At 70.3% G+C, this 16,471-nt stretch carries 16 protein-coding genes; 7 read left to right on the top strand and 9 right to left on the bottom strand.

Annotated elements, in window-relative coordinates; translation table 11 throughout:
• Positions 1-30: 30 nt before the first annotated feature.
• A complete protein-coding gene (locus tag HNR30_RS43740; protein ID WP_246380251.1) occupies positions 31-651 on the bottom strand; it encodes a TetR/AcrR family transcriptional regulator in 621 nt (206 codons plus the stop codon).
• Between the two features lie 95 nt (positions 652-746).
• Between HNR30_RS43740 and HNR30_RS43735 the strand changes: the two genes are divergently transcribed.
• A complete protein-coding gene (locus HNR30_RS43735; protein WP_181616134.1) occupies positions 747-2,105 on the top strand; it encodes an NAD(P)/FAD-dependent oxidoreductase in 1,359 nt (452 codons plus the stop codon).
• A gap of 4 nt (positions 2,106-2,109) precedes the next feature.
• Here the strand turns inward: HNR30_RS43735 and HNR30_RS43730 are convergent, their stop codons facing one another.
• The gene (locus HNR30_RS43730; RefSeq protein ID WP_181616133.1) at positions 2,110-3,303 is read right to left on the bottom strand and encodes an MFS transporter; all 1,194 of its coding nucleotides are present in this window, start codon (positions 3,301-3,303) and stop codon (positions 2,110-2,112) included.
• A 72-nt stretch (positions 3,304-3,375) separates the two neighbouring features.
• On the opposite strand from HNR30_RS43730, the gene HNR30_RS43725 reads away from it, so the two are divergent.
• Positions 3,376-4,359, top strand: coding sequence for a GlxA family transcriptional regulator (locus HNR30_RS43725; protein WP_181616132.1), 984 nt, complete (start codon positions 3,376-3,378; stop codon positions 4,357-4,359).
• On the opposite strand, the gene HNR30_RS43720 is transcribed toward HNR30_RS43725, so the two are convergent.
• Entirely contained in the window at positions 4,356-4,988 is a 633-nt protein-coding gene (locus HNR30_RS43720) for a winged helix-turn-helix transcriptional regulator (RefSeq protein WP_181616131.1), read from the bottom strand. The two genes, HNR30_RS43725 and HNR30_RS43720, sit on opposite strands and share 4 nt — an antisense overlap.
• Before the next feature lie 61 nt (positions 4,989-5,049).
• On the opposite strand from HNR30_RS43720, the gene HNR30_RS43715 reads away from it, so the two are divergent.
• Positions 5,050-5,463 (top strand): hypothetical protein, encoded by a 414-nt coding sequence (locus tag HNR30_RS43715; protein ID WP_181616130.1) that lies wholly within the window; start codon positions 5,050-5,052, stop codon positions 5,461-5,463.
• Complete coding sequence (locus HNR30_RS43710) at positions 5,433-5,798, top strand: nuclear transport factor 2 family protein (RefSeq protein WP_181616129.1); 366 nt, start codon at positions 5,433-5,435, stop codon at positions 5,796-5,798. The genes HNR30_RS43715 and HNR30_RS43710 overlap by 31 nt, the downstream gene beginning before the upstream one ends.
• 20 nt (positions 5,799-5,818) lie before the next feature.
• On the opposite strand, the gene HNR30_RS49795 is transcribed toward HNR30_RS43710, so the two are convergent.
• Entirely contained in the window at positions 5,819-6,274 is a 456-nt protein-coding gene (locus HNR30_RS49795; RefSeq protein WP_312895060.1) for a M24 family metallopeptidase, read from the bottom strand.
• Here HNR30_RS49795 and HNR30_RS50530 point away from each other — a divergent pair.
• Entirely contained in the window at positions 6,194-6,355 is a 162-nt protein-coding gene (locus HNR30_RS50530) for a hypothetical protein (protein ID WP_312895054.1), read from the top strand. The genes HNR30_RS49795 and HNR30_RS50530 overlap by 81 nt on opposite strands.
• Positions 6,356-6,601: 246 nt before the next feature.
• Here HNR30_RS50530 and HNR30_RS43700 read toward each other — a convergent pair whose 3' ends face one another.
• From HNR30_RS43700 to HNR30_RS43685, 4 genes are all read right to left on the bottom strand, one after another.
• Complete coding sequence (locus HNR30_RS43700) at positions 6,602-7,948, bottom strand: dipeptidase (RefSeq protein ID WP_181616128.1); 1,347 nt, start codon at positions 7,946-7,948, stop codon at positions 6,602-6,604.
• Positions 7,948-8,358, bottom strand: a complete 411-nt coding sequence (locus HNR30_RS43695; RefSeq protein WP_181616127.1) for a molybdopterin-binding domain-containing protein — start codon at positions 8,356-8,358, stop codon at positions 7,948-7,950. The genes HNR30_RS43700 and HNR30_RS43695 overlap by 1 nt, the downstream gene beginning before the upstream one ends.
• A gap of 8 nt (positions 8,359-8,366) precedes the next feature.
• Positions 8,367-9,821 (bottom strand): glutamate/gamma-aminobutyrate antiporter GadC, encoded by a 1,455-nt coding sequence (gene gadC, locus HNR30_RS43690; RefSeq protein WP_181616126.1) that lies wholly within the window; start codon positions 9,819-9,821, stop codon positions 8,367-8,369.
• A 73-nt stretch (positions 9,822-9,894) separates the two neighbouring features.
• A complete protein-coding gene (locus tag HNR30_RS43685; RefSeq protein ID WP_181616125.1) occupies positions 9,895-11,469 on the bottom strand; it encodes a PucR family transcriptional regulator in 1,575 nt (524 codons plus the stop codon).
• A gap of 132 nt (positions 11,470-11,601) precedes the next feature.
• Between HNR30_RS43685 and HNR30_RS43680 the strand changes: the two genes are divergently transcribed.
• Together HNR30_RS43680 and HNR30_RS43675 are read left to right on the top strand one after the other, a co-directional pair.
• Positions 11,602-14,451, top strand: coding sequence for an FAD-binding and (Fe-S)-binding domain-containing protein (locus HNR30_RS43680; RefSeq protein ID WP_181616124.1), 2,850 nt, complete (start codon positions 11,602-11,604; stop codon positions 14,449-14,451).
• A gap of 17 nt (positions 14,452-14,468) precedes the next feature.
• Positions 14,469-15,767 carry an MFS transporter gene (locus HNR30_RS43675; RefSeq protein WP_246380250.1) on the top strand — a complete coding sequence of 433 codons (1,299 nt, stop codon included), beginning with the start codon at positions 14,469-14,471 and terminating at the stop codon, positions 15,765-15,767.
• Between the two features lie 291 nt (positions 15,768-16,058).
• Here HNR30_RS43675 and HNR30_RS43670 read toward each other — a convergent pair whose 3' ends face one another.
• Positions 16,059-16,382, bottom strand: coding sequence for an STAS domain-containing protein (locus HNR30_RS43670; protein ID WP_181616122.1), 324 nt, complete (start codon positions 16,380-16,382; stop codon positions 16,059-16,061).
• Positions 16,383-16,471 lie beyond the last annotated feature (89 nt).

Here is a 16,471-nt window from a genome sequence, read left to right as displayed (position 1 = left end):
GCGGAACGATGAACGCGTGGACCACTTCTGTCAATACGGGTCGGGCAGCCGGGACAGGCCGTTCCAGAGCACGAGCATGGCCGACTCGACGAGCTGCTCGCGTGGCATCGACGGGTGGCGCGCCCACCACTGGGCCATGCCGTCGGTGCCGGAGATGAGCAGTTCGACCACCGCCTGGGCGGCCTCCGTCTCGGGGTCGAGCCCCAGCCTGCGCAGATCCCGCCCGAGCATCACCGCGACCGACCGGGTGCGGGTCTCCCTGATGCCCCAGCGCACCGCCTTGATCTCGGGATCGTCCTCGTCGGTGTGGTCGAACAGCAGGCAGCGGGCGGCGGGGCTGCTCTCGGCGAAGCTGAAGTAGGCGTCGAGCGTGGCGCGCAGGCGGCGCCCGGGTGATCCGGTGCCCGTGATCCTCGCGCCGACGTGCTCGACCAGCCGGGCGTTCTGCTCCTGCAGGACCGTGATCATCAGGACGCGCTTCGACGGGAAGTGGTCGTAGAGGACCGACCTCGTGACCCCCGCCGCGCTCGCGATCTCCTCCATCGCCGTGGCGTGGTAGCCGCGGGCGGCGAAGACCTCCAGCGCCGCCTGGGTGATGCGAGCTCGGCGGGCTGAGCCCGGCATGCGCTTCTTCAGCTCCTTGCTCGCCATGCGGTGCACACTACCCGTGTTGACGCGCCGGCTCCGGCGGCTTAACGTCGCAAGCAACCGACAGTATCGTTGGTTAGGTCGTGGATGGAGTGCCGATGGCCGAGCACGCCGACGTCGTCATCGCCGGGGCGCGCTGCGCGGGCTCCGGCGCCGCGGCCACGCTCGCCCGCGCCGGGCACCGCGTGATCGTCGTGGACCCCGCCCGGTTCCCGTCCACGACGGTCTCCACCCACCTGCTGTTCCCCGCCGGCGTCGCCGAGCTGGCCCGCATCGGCGCCCTCGACCGCGTCGACAAGATCGGCGCTCCGCGATTACCGCGCGCCTTCATCGGCGGACCCGGCCACGCCTCGTCCGGCACCTACAGCCCGGTCGACGGCATCGACTACGGCTTGTGCGTACGGCGAGCGCCCCTCGACGCGGCCCTGGTCGAGACGGCCCGCGAGGCCGGCGCCGAGGTCAGGGAAGGCCATCGGGTCACCGGCCTGATCTGGGAGGACGACCGCGTCGCAGGGGTCCGCGTCGCCAGTCGCGAGACTCCGGGACAGGAGTACGACATCCGCGCCCGCCTCGTCATCGGCGCCGACGGCCGCCGCTCCACGGTCGCCAGGCTCGCCGGAGCCGACCGCCCCCGCCTGACCCATGCCAACGGCCGGGCCTGCTACTACGCCTACTACGACGACCCGCACCACGAGTGGCGCGACACCGCCGCCATGTGGCTCACCGGCCGCGAGCTCGGCAACGCCTTCCCCTGCGACGACGACCTCACCCTGGTCCTGCTCATGCCACCCGCCGCGCGGGCGGCCGACTTCCGCGGCAACCTGGAGGCGGAGTTCGACAGGACCGTGCGCCTGGTGCCCGGTCTGGCCGAGCGCCTCACGGGCTGCACCAGGACCGGGAAGATCGTCAGCTCGGCCGAGCACCCGTCGTTCTTCCGCCGCTCCTCAGGACCGGGCTGGGCGCTGGCGGGCGACGCGGGACACTTCAAGGACCCGGTCACCGCGCAGGGCATCCGCGACGCCGTACGCTTCGGCCGCCTGCTCGGGGAGCGGGTGCGCGACGTGCTCACCGGGCCGCCCGAGGCACTCGACCGCGCGACGCGGTCGTGGGAGCGCACCAGGGACGCGCAGTGCGTGCACACCTACCAGTGGACGAACCTGCTCGGGCGCGGCGACGGGCTCGCGCCGGTGCAGTTCGAGCTCCTGCGGCTGCTGACCGCGCCGGCGGGTGGCGTACGGCGGGTGCTGGAGGTGTACTCACGCATCCGCGATCCGCGCGAGACGCTCGCCCTGGGCAGGCTGGTCAAGGCCACCGCGCTGGCGCTCCGGCACGGGCGAGGGGAGCGGGGGGCGATCGTGGGGAGCGTGCGCGAGACGCTGATCGAGCTCGCGGGTCACAGGTCGGAGGCCAGGCGGCTGCTGGGCGACCAGGCGCCGCCCGGGACGTGGAGGGGCTGAGCGTTCAGGCGCCGACCGGCACCTGGGCGGGCTGATCCTCCGTCGACCGGCGGCCCAGTTCCCGCACCGGCCTGATCAGCAGCAACGCGGCGGCCACGCCCAGCGTCACCACCGCCGAGCCCAGCAGGAACGTGCGCGGCTCCATCACCACCGCGGCCGGTCCCGCCAGCGCCTGGCCGACCGCCATGCCCGCCACCGACCCGGCGATCTGGTAGGCCGACACGCGGTTGAGCACGTCCGGGGCGACCTGCGTCTGCACGCTCGTCGACCACATCACCGACCAGAACGCCAGCGCGATCCCGCCGAGCACGTGCCCGGCCATCATCGCCGGCAGCGGCACCCCCAGGGAAACCGTCAGCGGCACGGCCACGTATCCCGACAACGCCATCGCCCCCGCCGCCAGCGGCCGTCGCGGCCGCAGCCTGATCGCGACCAGCCCACCGGCCACCGTGCCCAGCCCGAGCGCCGCCATCACCCAGCCGTAGTCGGACCCGATGACCTGCGACGACAACGGCACCGACGGCCCGATCACCAGCACACCCCAGAACACCCAGACCAGGATGACCGACCACATCCAGCTCCTGGCCCTGAACTCGTGCCACCCCCGGCGCAGGTCGGCCAGTACGTTCGCGGGCTCCGGCCTCGGTACGGCGACGCGGACCAGGACCAGGCAGATCGCGCTGACCAGGAAGGTCGCCGCGTCGAAGGCGTACACGAAAACGGGGCCCGCGGCCAGCACCAGGATCCCGGCCAGCGCCGGCCCGGCCAGCTGGGTGATCGCTTCGGCGATCTTCAAGGTGGCGTTGGCACGCTGAGGGTCACGGGCGACCAGCGGCACCATGCCGTTCACGCCGGGCTCGAACAGCCCGGCCCCGATGCCCGACACGAAGGCCATCGCGATCAGCAGGGCGAACGGCGGGGCACCGTCGAGGAAGGCGAACGCCACCGTGACCTGGGAGAAGATACGCAACACGTCCGCAGTGATCATCATGGTCCGCGCGCCGAACCGATCGGCGAAAACCCCGCCGAAGAGCATCACGAGGATGGCCGACGTCGTCCAGACGGCCAGCGTGTAGCCCACTCCCGCGATGCCGTACACCTGGCCGACCGCGAGGGCGGCGGCGACGGGCATCATGGCGTCGCCGAGCAACGAGACGGTTCTGGCGCCGAAGTAGAGAGTGAAATTCCTGGTCCACATGACCACTGATTCTTGATATTTCCTGATCAGAGCGCCGGTGTCCCAGATGACATCCTTAGGTACATTTACGCCATGGTCTCGGCGCCGCTCCCCGTGTGCCTCCCGGTGCCCGCCCCACCGGCCGACCCGCACCGCGTGGTCGCCCTGGTCGGCGAGAACCAGGAGCTCTATCCCGTCACCTCGGCGTCCGCCGTCTTCGGCTACCACGGCCGGCTGATCCCCCAGCATTACGGCTTCAGCCTCAGCACCGAGCATCCGGGGCCGCTCACCACCACCCTCGGCGCGACCATCCACGTCGAGCAGGGCCTCGACGCCCTCACCACCGCCGACACGGTCGTCATCGCCGGCTGGACGCTGGCCCCCACGCCTGCCGTACTCGACGCCGTCGCCGCGGCCCACGCCAGGGGCGCCCGCATCGTCGCCGTCGCGGCGGGCATCTACATCCCCGCGGCCCTCGGCCTGCTCGACGGCCGCCGCGCCTCCGTGCACTGGGAGCTGCGGGCCGACCTGGCCGCGCGCCACCCGCGCATCATCCCCGACGACACCGTCATCTACGTCGACCACGGCGACATCGCCACCGCCGGCGCCTCGGCCGCCACCCTGGACCTCTGCCTCCACCAGGTGCTGCAGGAGCACGGCGCGTCGCACGCCATGCGCATCGGCCGCCAGCTCGCCGCCGGCCCCCACCGCGAGGGCTGCCAGCGGCAGTACCCGCCGCTGCCCACCACGGGACCGATGCCGGATTCGCTGGCGGGGCTGCTGGAATGGCTCCTGGCTCACCTCGGCGAGCCGATCACCGTGGACGACATGGCGGCCTACTCCGGCGTGTCACCGCGCACCCTCACCCGCCAGTTCACCGACCAGCTCGGCGTGCCACCGGCGCGATGGCTGCTGGAGCGCCGCCTCGCGGCCACGCGTGCGCTGCTGGAGGACACCGACCTGCCGGTGGAGACCATCGCGGCCCGCGTGGGACTGTCGTCGGCGGTCAACCTGCGGCGCCGCTTCCACACCGCGCTCCACACGACCCCGGCGGCCTACCGCCGCTCGTTCCGCTAGGACCGGCCGCCGTAGAGCAGCCGCTCCAGGACACCTTTGTCGCCCACCAGCGCGGCACCTCCCTCGGCGAGCACCCCGTCGAGCATCGCCCGATCGCCCATCAGCCGTCCGAGCGTCCTGGGGTCCGTTCGCAGCGAGACGTCGGCCGTGACGGGCTCACCGCTTCTGACCTCGACCTGTCCGGCCTCCACCCGCACGGTCCAGACCGACCCGTCGAGATCGAGACGCCCGACGATGGGCGGCGCGTCCGGGTCGTGCCGGACACCGCGGCGCAGGAAGATCAGCGCCGAGGTGGCGCTCAGCGCGGCGGGCTCCGGCGGACCGGGCGCCTCACTCCCCCAGTCGCCCAGCGCCAGGACGATCGGCTCCAGCTTCCGCCCTCGCTCCGTCAGCTCGTAGACCTGCGCGCCCGAGAGCTTCCTGCGCTGGATCACGCCGTGCTGCTCCAGCTCCCGCAGGCGGTCGGCGAGCAGGTTCGAGCTGGCGTTGGGCAGGGCGTGGCGCAGCTCGGAGAAGCGCTGGGGCACGAAGAGCAGCTCGCGGACGACCAGCAGGGCCCATCGTTCTCCGACGATGTCCAGCGCCCGGGCGACCCCGCACTGGTCTCGATAGCTGCGACTGGTTGGCATGCCAGCAATTCTAAACCTTTGATGGTTGTTTTTAACAACTCAAGATGGTTACTGTTCCGCCATGAGCATTCAGCCGCACGCCACGATCGTGGACCCCGACGCCCACCAGGTGCTCTTCGAGAACGAGCACGTCCGCGTGATCCAGGCCCGCGCCTCCCACGGCTGGGAGAGCGCGATGCACTCGCACTTACCGATGCTGGTGGTCAACCTCGGCACCGGACGGCAGAAGGTGACCTGGGCGGACGGCACCACGCGGATCGTGGACCTCAACCCCGGCGCGGTCGTCTGGCAGGACGACGCCTTCGACCACTCGTGGGAACTGCTGGCCGGTGACGTGAACGTGGTACTCGTCGAGGTCAAGTCGGCCGCTACTCCCGGAGAAGTACGGCAGAGCACCCCTGGAGACGACGTGCCCGCCGAGCCGTCCGGCGACGATCAGGAGTCATGGCGACACCGGACTTCCACGCCTTCCTGACCCGTCTTCCCTACGAGCTGGCCTTCAGCCAGGACGATCCCGCCTCGATCATCGACCGCTACTACACGCCCGATGTGCGGTATCACAACAACGGCATCACGCTGGACCGCCGGCGCCTGATCGACCACATCGGCCCCGCGCGCCGTACCACCAAGGGCCTGGAGATCGAGGTCCACGACACGCTGGTCGAGGACGGCAGGGCCGGAGCCCGGTACACCATGACCGCGGTGACCAGGAAGGACAAGGTCATCAAGATGGAGATCTACCTGTTCGCCCGGTACGCAGCGGATGGGCGGGTGGAGCGGGTGGACTCCGTCACCCGGCCCATCGGCTAGGTCTCGGCGGGCGCGCCCGGTCAGTTCACCGTTCGCAGCTCGTGCGGGGTGTTGTTGAACCGCCGGCCGCCGTCCTCGGTGACGGTGACGATGTCCTCGATCCGCACGCCGAACCGGCCGGGCAGGTAGATCCCCGGCTCGATGGAGAAGCACATCCCGGGCACGAGCTCCTGCGTCTCGCCCTCGCCCCTGTAGGGCGGTTCGTGGGTGGTCAGGCCGATGCCGTGGCCGACGCGGTGGATGAAGTACTCGCCGTAACCGGCGTCGGTGATGACCCTGCGCGCGACGCGGTCGAGCACCACGGTGTCGCCTTCGGCGATGGTGCGCTCGCCGGCCTCGTGGTGCGGGTTGGCGCCGTTGGGCCCGGAGCCGACCACGGTGAAGTCGACCTGGCTGTGGCCGTACTTCGTGAGCAGGGCGGCGAGGTCGGCGGCGACCTCCGTCTCCCTGCGACCGGAGAAGCGAACCTTGAGGATCTCCTCGTACGCCTGGTCGGCGGCGGCGCCCGCCGCGGCCAGGCGCTCCAGCTCGTCGGCAGGGGCGCCGCGGCCTCGTAAGGGCTGCTCCCGTCGGCCCAGTCGATCAGCTTGACCGGCGCCTTCTCCGCGTCAGGCCGTTCCAGCCGGGGCACGATCATGGTCGGTTCGTGGCCGGCGGAGAGCACCAGCAGGGTCAGCCGCTCGGTGATCGCGACGGGCAGGTAGCCGGTCAGGTAGACCAGGTCGGGCCCGGTGCGATGAGCAGGCCGGTGAGGTTCCTGTCGCGGGCGTGCTGCAGGGCGCGGGCCATGCGGTCGGTGTAGCTCATGCGGTGCCGTACCTCTGCAGGAAGAGGGCCTCGGTGAGCGCCATGTTGGCGATCTCGTCGGGGTGCACGCTCTCGTTGGGCGCGTGCATGAGCGTCAGCGGCTCCTCCACGCCCATCAGAATGATCTCGGCATCAGGGAAGGTGTCGTGGAAGACGTTGCACAGCGGGATCGACCCGCCCTGCCCGAGGCTGGTCGACTCGACGCCGTAGGCCTCGTGCATCGCCTCGCGCAGCGCGGTGTAGGCGGGGCCGTCGGTCCTGGCCAGGAACGGCTGGCCGGACGCTTCCCGTTCGACGGTGACGTGCACGCCCCATGGAGCCACCGCCTTGAGGTGGGCGATCAGCGCGTCCTGGGCGTGGCCCGCGTCCATGCCGGGCGGCACCCGCAGGTTGAGCCGGGCCTTGGCGTGCGGCTGGATGGCGGCTGCTGAGCCGACGACCGGCGGGCAGTCGATGCCGAGCACGGTCAGTGCAGGCCGCGCCCAGAGCATGTCGGAGACGGTGCCGTCGCCGAGCAGGCTCTCGCCGTTCAGGACGTGCGCGTCGGCGGCGAACTGCTCGGTCGGGTACGGCGCGCCCGACCAGGTCTGGGTGTTGTCCAGGCCCTGGATCGTGGTGTTGCCCCTGTCGTCGCGCAGGGTGGACAGCATGTGGATGAGCGCGGCGAGCGCGTCTGGGGCGGCGCCGCCGAACATGCCCGAGTGCATCTCGCTGCTGAGCGCCTCGACCGAGACGATGACGTTGGCCAGCCCGCGCAGGCTGATGGTGAGCGCGGGCCGGCCGACTGCGGCGCCGCCGGTGTCGCAGACCAGGATGGTGTCGGCTCTGAGCAGGTCGGCGTTCTTGGGGACGAAGTCCTCCAGGCCGCCGGTGCCCTGCTCCTCCGAGCCTTCGACGATGAGTTTGAGGGTGACCGGCACGTCGTCGCCGGAGGCCAGCATGGCGCGCAAGGCGGTCAGATGCATGAGGATGTTGCCCTTGCAGTCGGCCGTGCCCCGGCCGTACCAGCGGCCGTCGCGCTCGGTGAGCTGCCAGACCGGGGTGTTCCAGGCGTCCTCGTCCAGAGGCGGCTGCACGTCGTAGTGGGCGTACAGCAGCACGGTCTTGGCGCCGGGCGGGCCTGGCCGCTCGCCGTACACGGCCTTGCTGCCGTCGGCGGTCTCGACCAGGCGCAGGCCCGTGAAGCCGACCTCGGCGAAGGCGTCGAGCACCCACTGGGCGGCCTTGTCGCACTCCTCCGGCGGGAACTGGCGCGCGTCGGCGACCGACTTGAGCGCGACCAGCTCGGCCAGGTCGTTCTTGGCTCGCGGCATCAGGCCGGCGATGCGCTCCCGCAGTTCCATCACTGCTCGCCTTCGAGGTTGAGGCCGGCCAGGGCCTGCGCGAACTCCTCCTGCTTGTCGGGGCAGTAGACCTCGATCACCAGGCTCGCCCCGGTGAGCAGCCGCCGCTCGGCGATGACGGGCCGCAGGCCGGGCCCGGCGGCGCCGGTCGTGAGCGCGACCGCCTTGGAGATCGTCTGCTCGGGGTCGGCGCAGAGCGCGCCGCCGTCCTTGCCCAGTGCCTGGACGAGCACGTCCTGGTCGATCGGCTTGAGCCCGGCCGCCACCAGCTGCTCGTTGAGCTGGGTGGCCTTGTTCTGGGCGGTGGCCGTGGTGTTGGTCTGCCGGGTGCCCCACATGATCGCCATGATGATCAGCAGGACCACCAGGAGCAGTCCGGCGGCCGTGTAGGTGACCCAACGCCCACGCATTGACCGGGTCATGAGATCTCCTCGACTGCGGCGGCCCGCTCGGGGTTGCGCCAGGAGGGCTTGCTGAGCTTGATGAACAGGTACGGCACGGCCAGGCCGACCAACACCAGGCCGCCGCCCACGATCAGGAAGTAGACGAAGGGGCTGCCGGAGCCGAACTGCGAGGGCGGCACGAAACCGATGATCATCGCGGCGGCCGAGGCGATGAAGCCGACCACGCAGATGAAGCCCAGCGTCGGGACCCGGAAACCTCGCGGGTGATCGGGCTGCGTCTTGCGCAGCCGTACCGCGGCCACGAACATCAGCAGGTACACGATCAGGTAGATCTGCGTCGTGATCACCGACAGGATCCAGTAGGCGCTGGAGACGTTGGGGATGAACGCGTAGAGCAGGGCGATGATCGTGGTGACGACACCCTGCGCGACCAGGATGTTCTGCTGGATGCCGTGCTTGTTGAGCTTCTGCAGCGACGGCGGCAGCCAGCCCTCCTCGCGGCTGATCATCAGCACGCCCTTGGACGGCCCGGCCAGCCAGGTGAGCATGCCGCCGAGTGAGGCAGCGATGATCATCAGGCCGAAGATCGGGGTCAGCCACTGCACGTTGAAGTGCGCGAACATGGTGTCGAAGGCCTGCATGACACCCGCCGTGAGGCTGGTGCTGTCGGCCGGGACCACCCAGCTGATCGCCAGCGCGGGCAGGATGAAGATCAGCAGGACCAGGCCGACGGCCAGGAACATCGAGCGCGGGAACTCCTTGCGCGGGTCCTTGAGGCTGGAGACGTGCACCGCGTTCATCTCCATGCCCGAGTAGGACAGGAAGTTGTTGACGATCAGCACCAGGCTCGCGATGCCGGTCCACGGCGGCAGGATGTGGGCCGCGTCCATCGGGGCCGCCGAAGGGTTGCCCTGTCCCAGGAAGACGATGCCGAGCAGGACCAGTACGGCTCCGGGGATCAGCGTCCCGATGATCAGTCCGGCGCTCGACAGCCCGGCCACGGTCTTGGTGCCCTGGCTGGAGACCCAGACACCGGCCCAGTAGATGACCACGATGACGATCGCGGTGTAGAGGCCGTTGTTGGCCAGCGCCGGGTTGATGACGTACGCGAACGTGCTGGCCACGAAGCCGAGCAGGGTCGGGTAGTAGAAGATCGTCATCGCGAACTGGCACCAGACCGCCAGGAAGCCGAGCTTCTTGGACAGTCCCTGGCTGACCCAGTTGTAGACACCGCCGGTCCAGCCGGAAGCCAGCTCGGCGGAGACCATCGCCGTGGGCAGCAGGAACACGATCGCCGGCACGAGGTAGAGGAAGATCGCCGCCAGGCCGTACACCGCCATGCTCGGAGCGGCGCGCAGGCTCGCCACCGAACTTGTGATCATGAAGGCCAGCGCGACCCACGAGATCCAGGCCGTCGCCGGTTTCGCGGTCACGCCTGGCTTGGGAACGTCTCCCGAATCAGAGCTCATGGCGCATCCCCCCGATACAGAGCCTTTCGGTGAGATTTCCATCACTGTGGGTGATCAAACGTTGACGTGTCGGCTATGCATCGGCTGCGGTGCTTGAAGCGCCGGCCCCCAGTTCCAGCTCCAGCAGCAGCCGGTGCGTCGGGTTGTCCAGCACGATCCCGAAGAGCTCCTGCGCACGCCTGATCCGCTTGCGAACCGTGTTCTCGTGCAACGTCAGCTCCGCGCTCGCCGTTCGCACGTCTCCGAAGTTCCTCAGATAGGACAACAACGTCGCCCGATAGGCGGTGCCGTGCGCGAGATCGTGGGCCGCGATGACCCTGCCGAAGCCTGCCTGCAGCGCGGGATCCGTCCGCACGGCGTGGAAGAGCCGCTGCTGGACGATCTCGGCATGCAGGTCCCGCGCCGCGTAGCCGCCCGGCGGGGCCGCGGCTTCGCGCAGGTGGCTGATCGCCCGATCGAGGTCGTCGCGCGCCTGGCGCAGCCCGTCGGGATCCTCGACGGGCTCGCTCCGGACGAGCAGCAGGTCCGTGTGCAGCAGCCGGGCGGCCCGCTGGTGGAAGTGGGCGGCCAGCGTGGCGACCGTGACGGCTCCTCGTGGCGCGGTCGGGACCAGCACGTACAGCCGATCCTTGATCATGCTGAGGGCCGGCTCGTGGCCCAGTGACCGGGCGTCGAGCTCCAGCAGGCCGATCGTGCGCAACAGGCTCGCGCGACGGTCGGCCCGATGGCCGGCGTCCGCGGCCTCGGCGAGGCACAGCAGGCTTCCCGGCAGGGGCAGGGCATGATCGGCGTGACCCGGGTGCTGGAGGGCCGTCTGAAGGACGGCGTTGCGGCTCTCCTGGTCGGCGTCCAGGCGCCGGCGGATGGTGAGCAGGTGCAGCGCGGCGAGCTTGGCCGCGGCGGCCAGGACGGCCTCGCAGTCGGTGATCGCGTCCTCGTCGGGGAAGACCGCCCACAACGAGCCGAGCGCCGTGTCACCCGCGCGGATCACGACGGCCAGTCGCGGGTGGTAGCCGTCGCGGCGGATGAGCCGCACGGAGTCGCTGCGCCACAGCTCCTCGGTCAGATGGTGGGGCAGGGCGTGGCTGGGAACCTGGCGGGAGAGGATGCCGAGTCGCCGGGTCTCGTCGATCGGCTGGTCCGCGAGGTTGGAATAGGCGACGATCGTCTGGTCGGTGTCCATGATCGCCACGGCGCCGCCGCAGATCGCGGCGACGGAGTTGGCCAGGGAGAACAGATCGCCACCGCCGAGGGTGGCCGCGGGCTCGCCCGTGGTGGTGGGCTGGGTGGCGAGCAGCGTGGAGACCAGTCCGTAGAGGCGGCTCCACGCGATGTCCGGATTCACCCTCACCACCGTGGTTCCGGCCTCACGTGCCCGCTCCATGACGGCGGCAGGCAGGCCGTCCGCGCATTTGACGGCCAGCGCGCCTCCCGTCTCGGCCGCGTGACGAAGCGCCTGATCGACGGCTGCTGACGAGGACAGGTCCAGGCCGGGAGCGAGGAGCAGGCACCGCGGTGCGGCCGGTTCGAGCGCGCCGGTGTCGAGCAGTTCGACGCCCGCCACCGCGAGGTGCGCGTCCCCGATCCCGAGCTGAACGAGCTCCGGACGCAACGCGGCGAGCAGGTTTCCCAGGGTCGTGGTGGCCATGCGCACGCCTCTCCTGGTGTGGAGTTCGACACCCTGACAGGTAGATGAGGGTTGAGCTCGACATTGTTTCACGTACGGCTTTCGCGCACTGTTGTCCCACTCGGTTGTGTCCGCTTGACCAGGAGGATCGTCATGACATCCCGGCGTGCCGTACGCCCTCGTCCGGAGCGCGAGCTGATCGCGACGGTCGGCGCCGAGAACGTCCTGACATCGGCCACCGACCTGGTCCGCTACTCCGCCGACGCGAGCCCCTACCACCAGCTCCCCCGGGTCGTCGTCGTGGCCCGCACCGGCGACGACGTCGCGGCCGTCTTCCGGTTCGCCTCCAGGAACGGGCGCCAGGTCGTCCTGCGCGCAGCCGGGACCAGCCTCAACGGCCAGGCGCAGGGTGACGACATCCTGCTCGATGTCCGGCGTCACTTCGACCGGGCCACGGTCGAGGACGACGGCAAGATCCTGCGCAGCTCGCCCGGAGTCGTTCTGGCCCGCGCCAACGCCCGGCTGGCCCGCCACGGGCGCATGCTCGGCCCCGACCCGGCCAGCAGCTCGGCCGCGTGCGTCGGCGGCGTGGTGGCCAACAACGCCAGCGGGATGACCTGCGGCGTTGAGGCCAGTTCCTACCGGATGGTCGAATCACTGCGGATCGTGCTGCCGTCCGGGACCCGGGTGGACACCTCGGCGCCGGACGCCGACCAGAGCCTGGCCGAGGCCGAACCCGACCTGGTCGCCCAGTTGCTCACGATCCGCGACGAAATCCGCGCCGATCCGGAGCTCTCCGCACGGATCCGGGCCAAGTTCGCGATCAAGAACACCAGCGGCTACCGGCTCGACGCCTTCCTCGACGGCGACACCCCGGCGCAGATCGTGCGCGGCCTGCTCGTCGGGTCACAGGGCACGCTGGGTTTCCTGGAGGAGATCACCTTCACCACGGTCCCCGCTCACAGGTGGGCGAGCACCGCCTTCCTCCGCTTCCCCGACCTGGCGTCGGCCGCCGCGGTCGTCCCTGCGCTCACAGGTCTCGGCGCGCGGGCGGTGGAACTGATGGACAACCTCTCGCTCCGCGCGACCCGTTCGATCGGAGGAGCGCCCGGCTGGATGCACGAGATCGGCGAGGACGACGCCGGGCTGCTGGTCGAGTTCCGCTCCAGCGACCCGGCCGACCTGGACCGGTTCGAGCACGAGGCGGGCAAGCTGGTCACCGGTGACTTCACCCGCGACGCCGCGATCGCCGGCGGCTTCTGGGCTGTGCGCAAGGGGCTGCTCACCGCGCTGGGCGCGAGCCGTCCACCCGGCACGATCCTGCTCGGCGAGGACGTCTGCGTGCCGCCGCGGCGGATCGCCGAGGCGGCGGTCGCGCTGCGCGACATCCTGGCCGCCCACGGGTTCGACGCCTCGGTCGCCGGGCACGCCTCGGCAGGGAACCTGCACTTCAGCATGGTGTTCGACCCCGCGAATCCAGCCGACGTCGAACGTTATGCCCGATGCGTGGAGGAGGTCGTCGCGCTCGTCGTGGACCGTTTCGACGGCTCCCTCAAGGGAGAGCACGGCACCGGCCGCAACATGGCGCCCTTCCTCGAACGCGAGTGGGGACGCCGGCTCGCCGAGCTGATGCGCCGGGTCAAGCGCGCCTTCGACCCCCACGCCATCCTCGGCCAGGGCGTGCTGTTCACCGACGACCCCCGCGCCCACCTGCGCGACCTCAAGACCCTCCCGGCCGTGAACCCGGTGCTGGACAAGTGCATCGAATGCGGCTTCTGCGAGCCGGTGTGCCCGAGCCGCGACCTGACCACCACCCCGCGTCAGCGCATCGTCCTGCAACGCGAGATCGCCCGGCGGGGCGGATCCCGGGATCTGGAACGCCAGTACGGCTACGCGGCCGTCGACACGTGCGCCGGCGACGGATCCTGCGCGGGGGCGTGTCCCGTCGGCATCGACACCGGGCACGCGATGAAGGACCTGCGGTCCGTACGGCACAGCGGGCTGGCGGAACGTGTCGCGCTGACCGTCGCGAGACACTGGGCCGCCACGGAACGGCTGGCCAGAATCCTGCTGTTCCTGGCGAGGACCCTCGCCGACCTGATGGGCGACCGGCCCGTCCGCGCGATCAGCCTGCTGGCCCGCAGGCTTCTCGGAGCCGGCCGGGTCCCCGAATGGCTGCCCGCGACACCGGGACCCGCCCCGTCGTCCGCCATCGGGCAAGAGGTACGGCCCGCGCGAACAACGGCCGTCTATCTCCCGTCGTGCATCAACCGGATCTTCGGCGCCCCTCCCGGCGCGACGGACCCGACAACGGTCACGCGAGCCCTGCCCGCCCTCGCCGAACGGGCCGGTGTCGTGCTGTGGACACCGCCCGACGTGGCCGGAACCTGCTGCGGCACCGTATGGAACAGCAAGGGCCACCGCGCCGCGCACGCCTACACCGCCGCCGACCTGGTGTCCCGGCTGTGGCGGTGGACCGACGAAGGCACGCTGCCCGTCGTCGTCGACTCCAGCTCCTGCACGCTCGGCATCCTGCGCGACCTGCCTGCCGTACTGGATCCCGAAGACCGTGTACGGCATGCGGCTCTGACCGTCGTCGACGCGCTCACCTGGGCACGCACCGAACTGCTCCCCGAACTCACGGTCACCCGTCGCCTGGCACGAGCCGTCCTGCATCCGAGCTGCGCGATGAGCCATCTCGGCAACACCGGCGACCTGCGCGCCATCACGGCCGCGATCGCCCACGAGGTGGTCGAGCCCATCACGGCGACCTGCTGCGGGTTCGCCGGAGACCGCGGCTTCCTACATCGCGAACTGACCGAGAGCGCCACCCGGGCGCAGGTCACCGAGCTCGCCGGTATCGCGGCCGACGCCTACCTGAGCGGGAACCGCCCGTGCGAGATCGGCCTCCAGCACGCCAGCGGGCACCCCTACGAATCGGCCCTGGTGGCGCTCGAGCGCGCCACCAGAACCCCCCAGAAGGAGAACGGAGTTCAAGCATGACGAGTGAATCTCGGTCCATGACGCGCGACGACCGCAAGGTCCTGGCCAGCACGCTGGCCGGCACCACCATCGAGTGGTACGACTTCTTCATCTACGCCCAGGCGGCCGGCCTGGTGTTCGGACCGCTCTTCTTCGCCCCGGTGAACGAAGGCTCCCCCGGCGTGGCCACCCTCATCTCCCTCGCCACGATCGGCATCAGCTTCCTGTTCCGCCCGCTCGGCGCCATCGTCGCCGGCCGCTTCGGCGACCGGCTCGGCCGCAAGCGCATGCTCGTCCTGACCCTGCTCCTCATGGGCGCGGCCACCACCGTCATCGGCCTGCTGCCGACCTACGCCTCCATCGGCGTCGCGGCCCCCATCGCACTGATCCTCCTGCGCATCCTGCAGGGCTTCTCCGCGGGCGGCGAATGGGGCGGCGCCGCCCTGCTCTCCGTCGAACACGCGCCACGCGACCGCCGCGGACTGTTCGGCTCCTTCCCCCAGATCGGCGTGCCGATCGGGCTCATCCTGGCCACCGGCGTCCTGTGGATCATGACCTCGGTGACCACACCCGAGCAGTTCCAGGCCTGGGGGTGGCGGGTGCCGTTCCTGCTCTCCCTGACGCTCATCATCATCGGCTACCTCGTCCGGAGAGCCGTCGAGGAGAGCCCGGTGTTCAAGGAACTGCAGCAGCGCACCAAGACCTCCTCGGCGCCGCTGCGCGACCTGTTCCGGAACAACTCCAAGAACGTGCTGCTCACCGCGCTGATCTTCGTGGCCAACAACGCGGCGGGTTACCTGCTCATCGCCTACTTCATCAGCTACGGCACCACGACGCTCGGCCTGTCACGCCCGTCCGTCCTGCTCGCCACCGTCGCCGGCTCGGTGGGCTGGCTGATCTTCACCATGTACGGCGGCGTGCTGTCCGACCGGATCGGCCGCGTCCGCACCTTCCAGATCGGGTACGCGCTCGTCTTCGTCTGGATGATCCCGCTGTTCCTGCTGATGGAGACGCGCAACATCTGGCTCTTCGCCACGGCGATCGTCGTCCTCACCATCGGGCTGGGCCTGTCGTACGGGCCCATGTCGGCGATGTACGCCGAGATGTTCCCCGTGTCGGTGCGCTACTCGGGCGTCGCCATCGGTTACGCGCTGGGGGCCATCCTGGGCGGGGCTTTCGCACCCACGATCGCCCAGGCGCTGGTGCAGAGCACGGGGACTGCCTTGTCGGTGGGGGTCTACATCATGGTGCTTTGCGTGGTTTCGCTGGCGGCGGTCACGGCGGTCAAAGAGCCGAAGGGCACGGACCTGGGGCTCAGCCAGCAGCCCGCACCCTGAGGTGCCGTTGTCTCTGCGGGGAGATGAAAGATCCGCTTCACGCTCCTGACATCGGCTTACTCCTCCGGGCACCTACGCGCCGGCAACCATCGTCCCGTACTGCCTGGCCCGCTCCCGAAACCGGCGTCTACTACGGTCGTCCGGCCCCCGGGCGCGAGCGATGCACAACCACGTGCGGCGAAGGAACGGCGGGCGCCGGCGGTGGGCTGGCCATGACCCCATCCAGCTCACCGCGGAGAAGGCGGCTGCCACCGTCGTGTCCCGGTTCTGCGCGCGGTGACCGGCATCAGGTCACCCGATGGTCGGGAAGCGGTGGTTCAGTCCGGTGATGCGCAACAGCCGTGCGACACGCGGGGGGATTCCGGTCAGTGCCACCGTGATGCCCTGCCTCTGCGCGCGGGCCTGTACGCCGATCAGCACACCCAGTCCACCGGCGCCGAAGAAGGTGACACGGGACATGTCCAGGACGAGCAGGTCGGTGCTGTAGGCGAGGGTGCTGATCAGCCGCTGCCGCAGCCGATCCGTGGTGAAGATGTCGATGTCTCCAGACAGTTGCAGGTGCGTGGGCGTCGCGGCGCTTGGCCAGGTGTGCGAGGCGGTGTCGATGATGGACATGGAAGTCTCCTCACAGGAGAGAGCTGAAGTGTCATGGGACACCTGCCGGCCGAAGATCGGTCGGCCGCCAGATAGGGCGGTGCCAGGAC

This window comes from Nonomuraea soli (assembly GCF_013761175.1).
GTDB classification, from domain to species: Bacteria; Actinomycetota; Actinomycetes; order Streptosporangiales; family Streptosporangiaceae; genus Nonomuraea; species Nonomuraea soli.
Note: the sequence above shows the minus strand (reverse complement) of the source record. Positions and strands in the feature narration are given on the sequence as shown.